Source organism: Enterobacter sp. 940_PEND (assembly GCF_001059415.1).
Classification (GTDB): Bacteria; Pseudomonadota; Gammaproteobacteria; order Enterobacterales; family Enterobacteriaceae; genus Enterobacter; species Enterobacter cloacae_M.
Map to the genome: position 1 here is coordinate 1 of NZ_JUMS01000155.1, position 13,721 is coordinate 13,721.

The window sequence follows — 13,721 nt, forward strand, 5'->3', positions numbered from 1 at the left end:
TGTAGTAGCAAAGTTGTAATGTCCGATAATGGCTAAGTTAAGATGTCCGGCGTGTATAATCAAGTAAGGATTACCATGACGGCTCTCGCAGCGGAGTTTTTCACATTGGATGAAGTTAACCGACTCAAAATCATTCAGGATGTCATCGACCGGCGTCTGACAACACAAATGGCAGCTCAGCGGCTTGGTATCTCCGACCGTCAGTGCCGTCGTCTGCTTGCGCGTTATCGTGAAGATGGTCCGATTGGCATGACCAGCCGCCGTCGTGGTAAATCCAGTAACAACCAGTTGCCTCAGGGACTGGCCGCATACGCGCTGAACATTATTCGCGAACGCTATAACGATTTCGGTCCGACGCTGGCCTGTGAAAAACTGTCTGAGGTGCACGGTGTTCATCTTTCCAAAGAAACCGTCCGTAAGCTGATGACTCAGGCCAGTCTGTGGGTCCCACGTAAGCAACGTGCGCCAAAAATTCAGCAACCTCGTTACCGCCGTGCCTGTGCCGGTGAACTCATACAAATCGACGGCTGCGACCACCACTGGTTTGAAAATCGGGGACCTAAGTGTACGGCACTGGTTTACGTTGATGACGCAACCAGTCGTTTAATGCAGCTTCTTTTCGTGAAATCTGAGTCTACTTTCACCTATTTTGAAGCGACCCGGGGCTATATTGAAAAACATGGCAAACCGCTTGCGCTGTACAGCGACAAAGCCAGCGTATTCAGGATCAACAATAAAAATGCAACCGGCGGCGACGGCGATACCCAGTTTGGCCGTGCGATGCATGAACTGAACATTCAGACCATTTGTGCAGAAACCAGTGCTGCCAAAGGCCGCGTTGAACGGGCGCACCTGACGCTTCAGGACCGACTGGTCAAGGAGCTCAGGCTCCAGGGCATCAGTTCCATGGAAGCTGCGAACGCATTTGCCGAAGAGTTCATGAACGATTACAACCGTCGTTTCGCAAAAGCGCCTCGCCAGGCGTTTGATGTTCATCGGGAACTGGATGTCGATGACGATCTTGATATGGTATTTAACTGGCGTGAAGCTCGTAAAGTGTCGAAATCACTCACAGTGCAATACGACAAAGTCCTTTATCTGATTGAAGACAGCGAATTCAGTCGTCGGGCGATTGGTAAATACATCGATGTCTGGCATTACCCGGATGGACATAAAGAGCTCCGGCTTAATGGCGTATCACTTCCCTACTCCACCTATGACAAGCTTTCTGAAATCGATCAGGGGGCCATTGTGGATAACAAACGTCTGGGGCGGGCCCTGGAAATGGCGCAGCTGGTCCAGGCCGAGCGGGATAATAACCGGTCGCAATCCGTACCATCCGGAGACGGCCCTTCTCGCAGGCGTAAAGCTCCCACGACGAAGAAATCCCAGCGTTCCCTGGATCAGGACGATATGTTCAATGCCCTGGTGAAACTTCAGTCACGCTCTGAAGAGATATTTGGGAAGAAACCGATTTAAAGCCCGGTAATCCATCCGGGCATGCCTGGCTGTCAGATTTTGGCCTGATTGACCCGTGCCGCGAGCTCCTGATGACTCTCTTTCCTTTCGCTGTAGCGGTCGGACAGGTAGGCTGTGTGCCCTTTCAGGAGTAACGTCATTTTGAACAACTCTTCGGTAACGTCGACAATCCTGTCATACCAGGGTGAGGGTTTCATGCGCCCTTCATCATCAAATTCCTGCCATGCCTTTGGCACTGACGACTGATTGGGGATGGTGAACATCCGCATCCAGCGGCCAAGTATCCGCATCTGATTGACCGTGTTAAACGACTGTGAACCACCACAAACCTGCATGACGGCCAGCGTTTTACCCTGGGAAGGACGAACAGCACCTTCACTCAGGGGTATCCAGTCAATCTGGGCCTTCATCACCGAGCTCATGGCGCCATGTCTTTCCGGAGAACTCCAGACCATTCCGTCACACCACCTGACCAGCTCGCGGAGTTCAAGCACTTTGGGGTGACTTTCGGGCGCATCATCGGGTAACGGCAGACCGGATGGGTTAAATATTTTCACCTCAGCCCCCATCTTTGCCAGCAACCGCCCGGCCTCTTCCGCTGCAAAACGACTGTAGGACCGCTCTCGTACTGAACCGTACAGGATGAGAATTCGCGGCATGGTTTCGTTGTTGCCCGTAAGTTTGCTGGCAAGCGCATCATCAAAATAAGCCGGTTCGATTGCTGGTAAGTCGGTCATAAAAAATCTCCATTTCATAAGCTATGCTTTAAAAGTTATCACATATGAAATACCATATGTATTGTTATTTTTTTACGAGGTTAAGCATGCTACAGCCTGTTCAGCTTTTTAAACTGCTCGCCGACGAGACCCGTTCAACTATCGTGATGCTTCTCAGGGAGTCCGGTGAAATGTGCGTCTGTGACATCTGTGCGGCAACCGCAGAGTCTCAGCCAAAAATTTCTCGCCATATGGCCCTTTTACGTGAAGCCGAGCTGGTCATCGACCGTCGCGAAGGAAAATGGGTGCATTACCGACTGTCGCCACACATGCCAGCATGGGCTGCGGGTATTATTGATACAGCCTGGAACTGTGAACGAGAAAACATACGCAACAAGCTCAGTAGCGTGGCATCTGTCTCCTGCTGATGGCGATATATATATCCGAATAAACAAATGTGAATGGAGTTTCTGATGTTACTGGCTGGTGCTATCTTTTTATTCACGCTCGTCCTGGTTATCTGGCAACCCAGAGGGCTGGGGATTGGCTGGAGTGCCTCACTGGGCGCAATTCTGGCATTGCTGACTGGCGTCGTTCATCTGGGGGATATTCCGGTGGTCTGGCAGATAGTGTGGAATGCGACCGCCACCTTTATCGCCGTGATCATCATCAGTCTTCTGCTCGACGAATCCGGCTTCTTTGAATGGGCCGCGCTGCACGTTGCCCGTTGGGGGAATGGCCGGGGGCGGCTGCTCTTCACCTGGATCGTCCTGCTTGGTGCGATGGTTGCGGCACTGTTTGCCAACGACGGTGCGGCACTGATCCTGACACCTATCGTTATCGCGATGCTGCTGGCGCTGGGATTCAGCCGGGGAGCAACCTTAGCGTTTATCATGGCCGCAGGGTTTATCGCTGACACGGCAAGCCTGCCACTGATTGTCTCAAACCTGGTGAATATCGTCTCGGCGGATTTCTTTAAGCTTGGTTTCTCAGAATATGCCGCCGTGATGGTCCCGGTTAACCTGGCCGCGATTGCGGCTACGCTGGTGATGCTGCATCTGTTTTTCCGTAAGGACATTCCCGCCGTTTACGACGTTTCTCTGTTGAAAGAACCGAAAGACGCTATACGTGATGTGAATACCTTTAAAACCGGCTGGCTGGTTCTGGTGTTGCTTCTGGTGGGATTCTTCGGACTGGAGCCGCTGGGCGTACCGGTCAGTTTGGTCGCAGCCGCTGGTGCATTGCTTCTGTTTGCTGTTGCGAAAAAAGGGCATGCCATTAACACCGGTAAGGTGCTGCGTGGTGCGCCCTGGCAAATCGTTATCTTCTCGCTGGGGATGTACCTGGTGGTCTACGGCTTACGAAATGCCGGTCTGACCCACTATCTCTCTTCCTTGCTGAATCAGCTGGCAGAGCAGGGATTGTGGGCGGCAACGCTGGGTACGGGCTTCCTGACGGCCTTCCTGTCATCAGTGATGAACAATATGCCGACCGTGCTGGTCGGGGCGCTGTCGATTGATGGCAGCACAGCGACCGGTGTTATCAAAGAAGCGATGATTTACGCCAACGTCATCGGCAGCGACCTGGGGCCAAAAATTACCCCTATCGGCAGTCTGGCAACGTTACTGTGGCTGCACGTTCTGTCGCAGAAAAATATCAAAATTACCTGGGGATATTACTTCCGGGTGGGCATTGTCATGACAATCCCCGTGCTGTTTGTCACGCTTGCAGCACTGGCGCTTCGTCTGTCTTTCACTTTGTAATGAGATACTGATATGAGCAACATTACCATTTATCACAACCCGGCCTGCGGCACGTCACGCAATACCCTTGAAATGATCCGCAACAGCGGTACAGAGCCGACCGTTATTCATTATCTTGAAACCCCACCATCACGAGCTGAGCTGGTAAAACTCATTGCGGATATGGGGATCACGGTACGAGCGCTGCTGCGTAAGAATGTCGAACCTTTTGAAGCGTTAGGGCTGGCGGAAGACCGCTTTACTGACGAGCAGTTAATCGATTTTATGTTGCAGCACCCTGTTCTGATCAATCGCCCTATCGTGGTAACGCCGCTGGGTACCCGGCTATGCCGCCCTTCTGAAGTCGTGCTGGATATTCTTCCCGATGCGCAGAAAAGCGCGTTCACGAAAGAGGACGGTGAGAAGGTAGTTGATGAAAAAGGTAACCGGCTGAACTAAACGTGTTCTTGTGACGAAGGGCGAGAGAACTCGCCCTTTTTTATTTAAGATAATCAGTGCTAACGGAGGATAAGAAGCGGTTGTTGCGTCTTTTGCAGCATTTCGGAGGTATGACTACCGATAAAGAACTGCCGCAACCTGGAATGACCGTAGGCCCCCATCACTATCAGATCGACAGCATTTTCCTCGGCGTAACGAATAAGCGCGTCCCCGACTGATTGCCCGGTAAGATGTGTTGTGCTGTTTTCTATATCCGCGTCACGTAAAATTTGCTGTGCGGTCAGCAGCTCTTCCTTCTTACCGTTTACCATGACAAGGTGGCACTCCAGCCCCCTGAGTAAGGGACTCATCGTCAGACGTTCCAGGTTACTCCTGCTTTCTTCACTGCCATCATAAGCCAGCATGACTCTGGAAGGCACTGAGTAGTTCTCCGGAACAACCAGTAGGGGTTTCTTTTGCAGACGAATAACGCTTTCCAGATGAGAGCCTACCGGATGCTGGCTACCCCGACGCCCCAGCACCATGAGACGAAGGTCGCTCAGCTCTGCCAGAACTTCATCCGGTGTACCGTGTTTTTGCATCAAAAGCACATCCGGGCTTCCCTGTTTTTGAAGCAGTTCAGCACAACTTTCCAGTATTGCTTTCCCCTGGGCCATCAGCAGGCGATTACGTTGCCCTTCAATTTCTACCAGCTCATCGGTCAGCAATTGCTGACTGTCTATGCCGAGAGTGCCGGTCAGGTCTGACACTACCGGGGTGCTGTCTTTTTCGATAACGTGCAACAGTGCTAGCTGTGATTGCAAAGTGCGGGCTGCCCACGCCGCATATTCACACACTGACCGCGTTGAAAGTGAACCGTCCACACAGGCTGTAACAGTATTATTCATAGTTTTCCCTCCAGTCTGTTAATGACCGCCCATCAGTTTTTCGACTTCTTCAGGTTTATCGTGAACACCAAACCGGTCAACGATGGTGCGGGTGGCTTCATTCATCCCACGTATTTCAACCCCGGCGCCCTCTCTACGGAACTTAATGACCACCTTATCCAGGGCGCTGACGGACGTGATGTCCCAGAAATGGGCATGTGAAACGTCTATCACCACATTCTCAATCGCTTCACGGAAATCAAAGTGGCTCGTAAAGCGGTCTGCTGATGCAAAGAATACCTGGCCGGTGACGGTATACGTCCGGCTCGTCCCCTCCAGAACTGAGGTTACACGCATGAACCGGGATACTTTAGTGGCAAAATTGAGCGAAGCAATCAGTACACCGGTCAGCACACCGAAGGCCAGATTATGTGTTGCCACCACAACCGCGACGGTGGCAAGCATGACCACGCTGGTTGAAAGGGGGTGTGTCCGCAGGTTGGCAATGGAGCGCCAGGAGAATGTCCCGATGGAAACCATAATCATCACCGCGACCAGCGCTGCCATCGGAATTTGGGAGACCCAGTTGCGCAGGAACACAATCAGGCAAAGCAGCACCACGCCCGCCGTGAGGGTTGAAAGTCGTCCGCGTCCACCGGATTTTACGTTGATAACAGATTGCCCAATCATCGCGCAGCCTGCCATTCCTCCGATAAAGGATGTGCAGATGTTCGCGATGCCCTGAGCTTTGCACTCCCTGTTTTTGTCGCTTGGCGTGTCGGTCATGTCATCCACGATAGTGGCGGTCATCATCGACTCAAGCAGGCCAACCACCGCAAGCCCCGCAGAATATGGCAGGATGATGAGCAGCGTCTGAAGATTTAAAGGCACGTCCGGGAGCAGGAAGACCGGCAGACTGTCGGGAAGTTTCCCCATATCCCCGACGGTTCGCACATCCAGATGCAGCCACATGGCAATCCCAGTCAGCACCACGATGCACACAAGCGGTGAAGGAATGGTTTTGTTGATATAAGGGAAGAGATAGATGATCCCCAGCCCTGCCGCAGTCATGGCATAAACATGCCATGTCACATTGGTCAGCTCAGGCAACTGGGCCATAAAAATCAGTATTGCCAGTGCATTAACAAACCCCGTGACCACTGAGCGTGAAACAAAACGCATCAGCCCGCCAAGCTTCAGATATCCGGCTATCAGCTGGAATACCCCGGTCAGTATGGAGGCAGCCAGTAAATACTGTAAGCCATGATCTTTCACCAGCGTCACCATCAGGAGAGCCATTGCACCGGTGGAGGACGAAATCATCGCCGGACGTCCGCCAAAGAAGGCCATAACGAGAGGAATACAGAACGCCGAGTAGAGGCCCACCTGGGGATCAACACCGGCGATAATGGAAAAGGCGATCGCTTCTGGAATGAGTGCGAGCGCGACAACAATACCGGCCAGAACGTCACCACGGACGTTACCCAGCCAGTCCTTACGCGTCGAGGACAGCAACATAGTAATTTCTCAGTTTTTAGATACAGTCAGCCCTGGAGGGCTACATTTTTACGTACGGTAAAGCACATCCGCAGACGGGATGTTATTGAGTGCGTGCTGAGGCTTGCTCAGTACGACAGAGGAAGGAAAAACTCAGGGTGGCGTAATACGCATAGCGGTTGTCAGATTCTCCATAGCGGATGTGTATATATTGTCGGCTCTGTTGTCAGGAAGAACTTACAGAACACGTCGCGTTTGAACATGAAACACTTCAAAGCAGCCCAATACTACAAATAAAGCGAATACGGGGTCAACCCAACAAGGTACTCAAACGAAGAGGTTAAGATGCGATTTTTATCCAGGAATTCAATATTATCAAAGGACATTTGAACTTTGCCCCACCCCGGACATCTCTACTTAGCTTTGACAAATATGAGAACAGAAGGAATCTGGCATTTTATGGGCATCGTTGGGCGTTGGCCTGAATGCTAATGACCTCTGAGTGTGTCTTCTCACGTGCTGCTATCATCACGCTGATCGTCTCACAGTGCATGACTTACCGTTTTGCCCTGTTGATATAAGCCTGTAAACCCTCAGGGAGATACGCTATCTCTGGGAGCAGGCAATAGAGATGGATAATTCAAAACTGATCGCCTTTTTAGGTCATGAACCGCAGACCCCCCTTACCGAGGCCGTGCGTTCTACATTAGCAGGCCTGGGGTGTATTTAACATAACCTGCACGTTTAGAAAAGGTTGAAAGACATCTGATATACTTCAGCTTTTGAAAAACGCTGCCGTAAGCAAATGGAAATTGAATTAAATAAGAGTGTTAAAGAGAGAGTTTTCCATGCTGTCATTTTTGAAGTGACGGCCAACGTTATCATCGCGCTGTCTCTCGCCTGGCTGATGAACGTGTCGGTACTCCAGTCAGGCTCGTTGTCCGTGATATCCGCCCTTACCGCCACGGTCTGGAATTTTATTTTTAATAAGCTCTTTGACTCCCTGCAGAAAAAACATCAGTTTCAGCGCACATTTCTCGTTCGCGCAATCCATGCGGTTGGTTTTGAAACGGGACTTATCATCTCCTTAATCCCTGTGGCAATGGTTATGCTGAACCTGACCGTGGCTGAGGCATTTTTTGTTGAGATTGGTCTGGTGCTGTTTTTCCTGCCCTATACGATGCTGTTTAACTGGCTTTACGACTACCTGCGCTGGACGTTCGTTGGACGAAAGCGTTCGGCGTTATAGCTAAGTGAATCAATGTAAAAAATGAAGAGGAAGAAAAATGCGAAGTCTCCTGACTAAAGGAATTTGTCTTGCGTTAGCGGTGTCCGCCGCCGGGACGGCTCTGGCCGCTCAGAAAGAGAGCCATGACGACAAGCTCAACGGGATAACCATTTTCGCTCAAAAAGAGTCTCAGGGAAGCCAATGGGACAGTACAACGGGCGAAGCAAAATATATGGTCAGCTATAAAGTTACGCTTGATAACGCGTCGGGTAAAAGTATTGAGCCGGGCAAAGATAATAAGATGTGTTTCTTCCTGTTTGATAAAAACGGAAAAACATTTATGAGCACCGGCATTGAGCTTGAGATGTTGAAAAAATACAACCCACGGGACAACAGAACCGGATTGGTCTATTTTTCCAGCTCAAACCCTGACGTTTTAAATATGCCATTTGTCCGCTTCGGCATCGGAAAAGACTGCATAAATTGATGACTGTCTCATTGACACGTTCTTTCGTATGTTCGCCCCACTCTCCTTCTATACTGGTTATCTCTCCATCTCATAAAGGAAGGAACCATGTTCGATCATGTGAAATTCGGCGTCAGTGATTATGAAAAAAGTAAAACCTTCTTCCTCCATGCGCTTAAGCCGCTTGGTGTAGAACTCATTGATGAAGGCACGCCAGACTACGGTGTCGAAATGAGTTCAGGCGACGTTTCGCTTTGTCTTTTTCAGACAAATGATAAACCTGCTCCTCTGCATCTGGCGTTTGTGGCCGACACGCGCCAGCAGGTCGATGCATTTTACCATGCCGCCCTGCGCGCCGGCGGACGTGATAACGGCGGGCCGGGGTTGAGGTCATACGGTGAAAATTACTATGCCGCGTTTGTCATTTCGCCTGATGGCCATAATATCGAGGCGGTGTGCCATGCGCCGGAAAGTCTGTAGCTCAGCCCTTCTCTCAGAAGCGATTAAATGATCTGTCATGCATCTTTTTGCACGATAATGCACGAAATTGTTTCATAACGCGGCCACAATCCCGTATGGTATCGGTAGTAAACGTGCAACTTCATGCAATAACACTGACAGAGGTACCTATGGCACAACAACTAATTTTAATTGCCGGCCCCTATCGCAGCGGAACCGAAGGCGTTCAGGCACGTATTGATGAGAATCTGGCGCGTCTCGAAAGCGCAGCACTAGCCGTTTACCAGCGGGGTCACATCCCGGTCATTGGCGAATGGCTGGCTTTGCCGTTGGCAAAAGCCGCAGGATCGAAAGCGGTTGGTGATGAAATCAGTGAAGCGATGCTGTACCCCGTTGCTCACCGGCTAATAGCTAAATGTGATGCCATTTATCGTATTGCCGGTCCGTCTAAAGGTGCCGATATGGACATTGAGGTTGCCCGCAAATATGGCCTGAAGGTTTATACCGCACTTGAGAACATTCCTGAGGCTTAAGGCAGTCCGCCAGCCAGCCTGTGAGCACAGGCTGGCTATCAGAGAGTGTCACTCTCTGAGGTCAACACGACGGAGACTCCCTTTTCCGATACCGCGCGGATCCACTCCTTATCGGTATTGTCTTCCACGACGATGGTATTCACCGATGACACATCGCCAATCACAAACGAAGAGGCTGTGTTGATCTTTTCCGGAGAAGCCAGCACAACCGTCTCGGCGGCTCTGCCGGAAAATGCACGTTTGATGCACGCTTCTTCGAAATCGCCGGTTGTCAGCCCCGCCTCAGGATGGATCCCGGTCACGCCCATAAAGAACAGATCTGCATGAATATTTTCGATGCCTTCGATGGCCGCTGCGCCGACCGCAACAATCGAGTGCTTATACAAGCGACCGCCAATCAGAATCACCTCGATGGACGGATGATCCACAAGCCCCAGGGCGATGCTCGGACTGTGCGTAACCACCGTGATGCGCAGATCAGGAGGGAAAAACGTAATCAGCTCCGAAGTAGTCGTGCCACCGTCAACGATCACCACCTGGCCTGATGAAATCAGCTGCGCGCCTTTGCGGGCTACCCGTTTTTTCGCATCCATTTTCACGGATTGCCGTTCGGCAAAGGGAGCAATAGCAGAAGATGACGGCAGCGCGCCGCCGTGAACGCGCTGCAAACGCCCTTCTGCCGCCAGCTCGCGCAAATCACGCCTGATGGTGTCTTCAGAGACATCAAAGAACATGCTGAGCGCTTTTGACTGGACCTGGCCTTCGGTGCCGAGCTTTTCGAGGATCAATTGTTTTCGCTGACTGGTAAGCATCATGAATTCCTGATATTGCATGTTTTATCTTGAAAATGCACGATAATGCTGTTTATGATAATTACTCTACGTAAGGAGGAACAAACGTGCAATCAAAACGTGCAGATGTGCGCATCATTGACAGTGAAACCCTGTCAGATAACTGGTACAACCTTAAAAAGTACACCTTCGACCTGCAGCGCCGTGACGGCGAATGGCAACGACAGCAACGAGAGGTCTACGACCGTGGCAACGGCGCGACTATTCTTCTCTACAACCGTGAGAAAAAAACGGTGATCCTGACCCGCCAGTTCCGCTTCCCTGTCTTTATCAACGGCCATGAGGACGATTTAATCGAAGCCGCGGCGGGACTGCTGGACAACATGGATCCCGAAAGCCGCATAAAAGCAGAGGCGGAAGAAGAGACAGGGTTTCAGGTTTCGAGCGTGCAGAAAATCTTTGAAGCCTATATGAGCCCGGGCTCCGTCACCGAAAAACTTTATTTTTATCTTGCCGAGTACCAGCCGCAAGACAGAACCGGCGCAGGCGGCGGGATCAAGGCTGAGGGAGAAGATATCGACGTGCTGGAAATGACACTCGAAGAGGCATTACGCGGCATTGAAACAGGCAAGATTGCCGACGGTAAAACCATCATGCTGCTTTATCATATTGCTCTTAAAGGCATTATGTAGACCGCGGGCTAAAATCCTGAATTTGAATCTGGGTCGGTACGCTTGTTCATTACTCAAATGTAAAGCGGAAAACCTCCTAAATTTTGCAGCCTACTATATTTAGTGAACTATTTCGGGATTTGACAAAATCTTCTAAAATTCGCCGAGTCATCTGCATTTACCATTAGAAATGCCACACGTTGGCCAGGCTACCAGTTGAGGTAGCCTGTCTTATCTGTTGGCTGGATTAAAATGCGACTCGCTACAGATAACGAAGCATATTATACTTGCTCCTCCACTCGAACAGGAGGCAAGCAACTCACGTGAAGGATACATATTACAACGACATAGCGATCAATACGCTAATTCAGAGTGAGCTGGACGCGTTTTTTGAGGATTTCAAAGGGATCGTCTTCGCCTACGCCATTATGAACAAGAAAGATCCTTCACAGATGCGGATAATCAATAACAGCCCCGAGTGGTTTGATATCTACCTCGACAGGAAATATCAGTTCATTGACCCTGTTATCATTCGGGCTTTGCGCTGTGTTGAAGATTTTTTCTGGGAAAGTGATGTCATCCTGTCTGATGGTTATAACCTGACGCGCATTTTCAACGAAAGCGTCCAGTATGATATCTACCAGGGGCAGACGTTCCCTCTGCATGACTATCTGAATAATCTTGTCGTCTTATCCGTCATCAGTCCTAAGCATTCTGGTATTGATATAGAAAAATATCGGCCACAATTTCTAAGCTTCCTTGTTCAACTGCATCAGAAGACACTCAATCTCTATAGCCAGCATCAACAGAAAAAGAATGTTTTTCTGTCGCCACGTGAGAGACAAATCCTTAAATGGGTCAGCGCCGGGAAAACCTACGCAGAAATTTCTGTTATTTTGTCTATTGCTGAACGCACCGTTAAATTCCATATGGGGAATGTAATGAAAAAACTCGGTGTGAATAATGCCAGACACGCAATTAAACTTGGAACAGAACTACGATTACTGGACGACTGAGCCTCAGCCACTGGTTATAAGTGGCGTAAATGCTCCAGCATTTCGCGAAGCCAGTGACTGGATTTATCTTTGCTAATAATGTCTTCAATAATGTTGATACTGGCAGGCATAAATATATAGTAAATAACCTCCCCTTTTTCAGACAAGCCGCGTTGAATAACTTCAACTTTCCAGTTTGCATGGCGAAAAATGGCATACATACCACGACTGACTACTGCGTACATTCCATGATACTTATTCTTAATGCAATAAATATTCATCGCAAGAAACAATGCCTTACTGGCGGGCACGCCCTGCAGACTTGAGGAGTCTCGTCTTTCTTTATCTAAAAATAAACGGCTAATTTCACAACAGGGAACATCTGTCGGTAAAATAATGGTTTCGGCAAAATAATTGTGAAAAATTTCACTTATCATTGTCGGATGCGTCGAGTTAATGAATCGCGCGCCGCATATCAACTCTCCCTCATACATACCCAACAAGTATGTCGTGTTTGGGTTGTCAAATTGATCCTTTTCCATATCTTCAACGCATTCAACTTTCCAGTCGAGTCGGTCCCGAAAGGTTTTTCTCCTGAGTCGGAAGAGTTCGCGGGCTAATGCTGACGGTAAATCATCGTAATCATGCAAAAAAAACTCAATAACAGAATTCATTGCTCTTATTCCTGATAATAACACCTGAAACTATTATCCCCTGTCTTTTAGGACAGCTTTCATTGTGCATGGTATTCCTTATACTTGAAAAGTACCCGGCCACTAAGTCCTCGTGAAACTCAGTGGCCAGGAGGTCAAAGACCTACGAAACACCAGGGATATATCCATTCATGATTATCTAATATTTATAGTTTCGGGTACAGAGCGTAAGAAGCACTTAGCCGATAAAATATTAAAAAACGATAATTATAAAATAATTACAATTAAAGTATTGCCCCTTAAGAATTTAAGGGGTAATATTCCCTTTTTCTTATTTTTTCCCTATTATCTCTGTTCTTACTGCTGTGCTACTCTTGCAGAAGCATGCTAAACGGAGAACCAAAATGGCCGACTGGAATCCTTCTCTTTACCTGCAATACGGCGCGGAAAGAACGCGTCCTGCCGCAGAACTGCTCGCCAGAATTCCTCTGGATGAGGTCTCCACCATCGCTGATTTAGGCTGCGGGCCGGGAAACAGCACCGCGCTGTTGAAGCATCGCTGGCCTTCGGCGCACATTACCGGGGTCGACAACTCCCCTGCAATGCTCGAGGAAGCAAGAGCCGCATTGCCTGGCTGCCATTTTGTAGAGACCGATATCCGCCAGTACAAGCCTGGCCAGCCGCTGAGCCTGATTTATGCCAACGCTTCGCTGCAGTGGGTTCCTGACCACTACGATCTCCTTCCTCATCTCGTTTCTTTGCTCACGCTTAACGGCGTATTAGCGATCCAGATGCCTGACAACTGGCTTGAACCCACTCACGTAGCGATGCGTGAAGTGGCGCTGGAGCAAGACTACCCTGACCGCGGCCGTGAACCTCTCCCGGGTGTGCATGCCTATTACGACATCTTGTCGGAGGCGGGCTGTGACGTGGATATCTGGCGGACAACCTATTTCCATAAAATGAGCTCGCACCAGGCCATTATTGACTGGGTAAGTGCCACCGGCTTGCGTCCGTGGCTCCAGGAACTGAACGAGAGCGAGCAGAAACGTTTCCTGAAACGCTACCATGAACTGCTGGAAGAGCAGTATCCGCTCCAGGAAAATGGGCAGATACTGCTCGCTTTTCCGCGGCTATTTATCGTGGCGCAACGCCAGCCCTGACGG

Annotated in this window: 16 protein-coding genes; 11 read left to right on the forward strand and 5 right to left on the reverse strand. The window is 49.9% G+C overall.

What is annotated here, in order from left to right:
• Window positions 1-75 precede the first annotated feature (75 nt).
• A complete protein-coding gene (locus tag ADJ24_RS21565; protein WP_000125668.1) occupies window positions 76-1,479 on the forward strand; it encodes an ISNCY family transposase in 1,404 nt (467 codons plus the stop codon).
• 32 nt (window positions 1,480-1,511) lie between these two features.
• Here the strand turns inward: ADJ24_RS21565 and arsH are convergent, their stop codons facing one another.
• Entirely contained in the window at window positions 1,512-2,216 is a 705-nt protein-coding gene (gene arsH, locus ADJ24_RS21570) for an arsenical resistance protein ArsH (protein ID WP_000130816.1), read from the reverse strand.
• Between the two features lie 86 nt (window positions 2,217-2,302).
• Between arsH and ADJ24_RS21575 the strand changes: the two genes are divergently transcribed.
• The 3 genes from ADJ24_RS21575 to arsC are packed head-to-tail and all read left to right on the forward strand — an operon-like array spanning window position 2,303 to window position 4,396.
• Window positions 2,303-2,623 carry a transcriptional regulator gene (locus tag ADJ24_RS21575; protein ID WP_000941305.1) on the forward strand — a complete coding sequence of 107 codons (321 nt, stop codon included), beginning with the start codon at window positions 2,303-2,305 and terminating at the stop codon, window positions 2,621-2,623.
• 45 nt (window positions 2,624-2,668) lie between these two features.
• Window positions 2,669-3,958: an arsenic transporter gene (locus ADJ24_RS21580; RefSeq protein WP_000922628.1), complete on the forward strand. Its 1,290-nt coding sequence runs from the start codon at window positions 2,669-2,671 to the stop codon at window positions 3,956-3,958.
• Between the two features lie 12 nt (window positions 3,959-3,970).
• On the forward strand, window positions 3,971-4,396 hold the full coding sequence (gene arsC / locus ADJ24_RS21585; protein WP_000065802.1) for a glutaredoxin-dependent arsenate reductase: 426 nt from the start codon (window positions 3,971-3,973) through the stop codon (window positions 4,394-4,396).
• A 59-nt stretch (window positions 4,397-4,455) separates the two neighbouring features.
• On the opposite strand, the gene ADJ24_RS21590 is transcribed toward arsC, so the two are convergent.
• On the reverse strand, window positions 4,456-5,283 hold the full coding sequence (locus ADJ24_RS21590; protein ID WP_001066652.1) for a universal stress protein: 828 nt from the start codon (window positions 5,281-5,283) through the stop codon (window positions 4,456-4,458).
• 18 nt (window positions 5,284-5,301) lie between these two features.
• The gene (locus tag ADJ24_RS21595; protein ID WP_000927306.1) at window positions 5,302-6,780 is read right to left on the reverse strand and encodes a SulP family inorganic anion transporter; all 1,479 of its coding nucleotides are present in this window, start codon (window positions 6,778-6,780) and stop codon (window positions 5,302-5,304) included.
• 784 nt (window positions 6,781-7,564) lie between these two features.
• Between ADJ24_RS21595 and ADJ24_RS21600 the strand changes: the two genes are divergently transcribed.
• From ADJ24_RS21600 to ADJ24_RS21615, 4 genes are all read left to right on the forward strand, one after another.
• The gene (locus tag ADJ24_RS21600) at window positions 7,565-8,008 is read left to right on the forward strand and encodes a PACE efflux transporter (RefSeq protein WP_023311814.1); all 444 of its coding nucleotides are present in this window, start codon (window positions 7,565-7,567) and stop codon (window positions 8,006-8,008) included.
• A 37-nt stretch (window positions 8,009-8,045) separates the two neighbouring features.
• The gene (locus ADJ24_RS21605) at window positions 8,046-8,474 is read left to right on the forward strand and encodes a DUF4354 family protein (RefSeq protein WP_023311813.1); all 429 of its coding nucleotides are present in this window, start codon (window positions 8,046-8,048) and stop codon (window positions 8,472-8,474) included.
• 87 nt (window positions 8,475-8,561) lie between these two features.
• On the forward strand, window positions 8,562-8,933 hold the full coding sequence (locus tag ADJ24_RS21610) for a VOC family protein (protein WP_023311812.1): 372 nt from the start codon (window positions 8,562-8,564) through the stop codon (window positions 8,931-8,933).
• Window positions 8,934-9,082: 149 nt separating this feature from the next.
• Window positions 9,083-9,445 (forward strand): DUF4406 domain-containing protein, encoded by a 363-nt coding sequence (locus ADJ24_RS21615; protein ID WP_023311811.1) that lies wholly within the window; start codon window positions 9,083-9,085, stop codon window positions 9,443-9,445.
• Between the two features lie 38 nt (window positions 9,446-9,483).
• Here the strand turns inward: ADJ24_RS21615 and ADJ24_RS21620 are convergent, their stop codons facing one another.
• Window positions 9,484-10,257: a DeoR/GlpR family DNA-binding transcription regulator gene (locus ADJ24_RS21620; RefSeq protein WP_023311810.1), complete on the reverse strand. Its 774-nt coding sequence runs from the start codon at window positions 10,255-10,257 to the stop codon at window positions 9,484-9,486.
• A gap of 86 nt (window positions 10,258-10,343) precedes the next feature.
• Here ADJ24_RS21620 and ADJ24_RS21625 point away from each other — a divergent pair, with 86 nt between their 5' ends.
• Together ADJ24_RS21625 and ADJ24_RS21630 are read left to right on the forward strand one after the other, a co-directional pair.
• Window positions 10,344-10,928: an NUDIX domain-containing protein gene (locus tag ADJ24_RS21625; RefSeq protein ID WP_023311809.1), complete on the forward strand. Its 585-nt coding sequence runs from the start codon at window positions 10,344-10,346 to the stop codon at window positions 10,926-10,928.
• Window positions 10,929-11,230: 302 nt separating this feature from the next.
• The gene (locus ADJ24_RS21630; RefSeq protein ID WP_023311808.1) at window positions 11,231-11,923 is read left to right on the forward strand and encodes a helix-turn-helix transcriptional regulator; all 693 of its coding nucleotides are present in this window, start codon (window positions 11,231-11,233) and stop codon (window positions 11,921-11,923) included.
• A 14-nt stretch (window positions 11,924-11,937) separates the two neighbouring features.
• Here ADJ24_RS21630 and ADJ24_RS21635 read toward each other — a convergent pair whose 3' ends face one another.
• Window positions 11,938-12,576 carry an acyl-homoserine-lactone synthase gene (locus ADJ24_RS21635; protein ID WP_023311807.1) on the reverse strand — a complete coding sequence of 213 codons (639 nt, stop codon included), beginning with the start codon at window positions 12,574-12,576 and terminating at the stop codon, window positions 11,938-11,940.
• 383 nt (window positions 12,577-12,959) lie between these two features.
• On the opposite strand from ADJ24_RS21635, the gene tam reads away from it, so the two are divergent.
• Window positions 12,960-13,718 carry a trans-aconitate 2-methyltransferase gene (gene tam / locus ADJ24_RS21640; protein ID WP_023311806.1) on the forward strand — a complete coding sequence of 253 codons (759 nt, stop codon included), beginning with the start codon at window positions 12,960-12,962 and terminating at the stop codon, window positions 13,716-13,718.
• The last annotated feature ends 3 nt before the right edge of the window (window positions 13,719-13,721 follow it).

What these genes read in the sequence shown, in the direction of transcription:
- ADJ24_RS21605 (WP_023311813.1), top strand. Translation starts at nt 8,046, where the DNA reads ATGCGAAGTCTCCTGACTAAAGGAATTTGTCTTGCGTTAGCGGTGTCC.
- ADJ24_RS21575 (WP_000941305.1), top strand. Translation starts at nt 2,303, where the DNA reads ATGCTACAGCCTGTTCAGCTTTTTAAACTGCTCGCCGACGAGACCCGT.
- tam (WP_023311806.1), top strand. Translation starts at nt 12,960, where the DNA reads ATGGCCGACTGGAATCCTTCTCTTTACCTGCAATACGGCGCGGAAAGA.
- ADJ24_RS21610 (WP_023311812.1), top strand. Translation starts at nt 8,562, where the DNA reads ATGTTCGATCATGTGAAATTCGGCGTCAGTGATTATGAAAAAAGTAAA.
- ADJ24_RS21565 (WP_000125668.1), top strand. Translation starts at nt 76, where the DNA reads ATGACGGCTCTCGCAGCGGAGTTTTTCACATTGGATGAAGTTAACCGA.
- ADJ24_RS21595 (WP_000927306.1), bottom strand. Translation starts at nt 6,780, where the DNA reads ATGTTGCTGTCCTCGACGCGTAAGGACTGGCTGGGTAACGTCCGTGGT.
- arsH (WP_000130816.1), bottom strand. Translation starts at nt 2,216, where the DNA reads ATGACCGACTTACCAGCAATCGAACCGGCTTATTTTGATGATGCGCTT.
- ADJ24_RS21580 (WP_000922628.1), top strand. Translation starts at nt 2,669, where the DNA reads ATGTTACTGGCTGGTGCTATCTTTTTATTCACGCTCGTCCTGGTTATC.
- ADJ24_RS21600 (WP_023311814.1), top strand. Translation starts at nt 7,565, where the DNA reads ATGGAAATTGAATTAAATAAGAGTGTTAAAGAGAGAGTTTTCCATGCT.
- ADJ24_RS21590 (WP_001066652.1), bottom strand. Translation starts at nt 5,283, where the DNA reads ATGAATAATACTGTTACAGCCTGTGTGGACGGTTCACTTTCAACGCGG.
- ADJ24_RS21635 (WP_023311807.1), bottom strand. Translation starts at nt 12,576, where the DNA reads ATGAATTCTGTTATTGAGTTTTTTTTGCATGATTACGATGATTTACCG.
- ADJ24_RS21620 (WP_023311810.1), bottom strand. Translation starts at nt 10,257, where the DNA reads ATGCTTACCAGTCAGCGAAAACAATTGATCCTCGAAAAGCTCGGCACC.
- ADJ24_RS21615 (WP_023311811.1), top strand. Translation starts at nt 9,083, where the DNA reads ATGGCACAACAACTAATTTTAATTGCCGGCCCCTATCGCAGCGGAACC.
- arsC (WP_000065802.1), top strand. Translation starts at nt 3,971, where the DNA reads ATGAGCAACATTACCATTTATCACAACCCGGCCTGCGGCACGTCACGC.